Below are 774 nucleotides of genomic sequence, written 5' to 3'. Positions count from 1 at the left end.
ATCGCCCAGTTGCAGGCGGGGGGCGTGTTGTCCGCAGCGCGCGCGGCGGACCTTGGTGAGGCCATGGACCACCTGCTGGGATTGCGGGCGCGGGCGCAGGCCGCAGCGTTGCGGGCAGGGGCGGTTCCCGACGACCGGGTGCGGCCCGACGATCTTTCCGGTCTGGAGCGCGAACAGTTGAAGCAGTGCTTCAAGGTTGTGGCGGACTTTCAGGACATGTTGCGGCGGCGGTATTCCCTGCATCTGATGACCTGACCGAAGCGGAGAGCGCAGACATGCACGAGGATGTGATCCGTTTCCTGCGGGGGGTGCCCCCGTTCCAGTTCCTGCCGCGGGCCCGGCTGCGCACGCTGGCCTTCGGCACGCAGGTGGCGTTCATTCCGGCGGGCGAGGCGCTGGAAAGCGCCACCGAGGACGGCATGCCCGTGCTGCACGTGGTGGTGAAGGGGGCCATTGCGGTGGGAAGCGCATCCGCCGGACGGAATGGCACGACACAGGGCGGGGAGACGCTGGGACCGGGCGCGGTGTTCGGCTGGCCCTTCGGACGGGCGGGGACTGTCCCCGTGGCCGGTCAGGCCGAGATCGGCGACCGGCTGGCTGCATGGGCCGCCACAGATACGCTGTGTTACCTGCTGCCGGTGCGAACCGTTGCCGATGCGCTGGACGACAGGCCCGACCTGTGCGAACTGCTGGCGCCCGGCTTCGGCCCCGCCTTGCTGGACCTGGGCGTGTCGGCCATGGCGCGGCGCAGCGGGCTGACCGGGCAGGGCTGGC

The 774-nt window shown here is 70.7% G+C and carries 1 protein-coding gene and 1 pseudogene; both read left to right on the top strand.

Annotation, left to right across the window (positions count from 1 at the left end):
- A partial coding sequence (locus tag FVW27_RS17810) for a putative nucleotidyltransferase substrate binding domain-containing protein (RefSeq protein ID WP_208294872.1) occupies window positions 1–255 on the top strand: 255 nt, incomplete at its 5' end.
- A gap of 20 nt (window positions 256–275) precedes the next feature.
- Window positions 276–774: pseudogene (locus tag FVW27_RS17805) on the top strand (Crp/Fnr family transcriptional regulator); the annotation flags it as partial.

Origin of the sequence: Nitratidesulfovibrio liaohensis (assembly GCF_011682075.1) — a bacterium.
Lineage (GTDB): Bacteria > Desulfobacterota > Desulfovibrionia > Desulfovibrionales > Desulfovibrionaceae > Cupidesulfovibrio > Cupidesulfovibrio liaohensis.
Note: the sequence above shows the minus strand (reverse complement) of the source record. Positions and strands in the feature narration are given on the sequence as shown.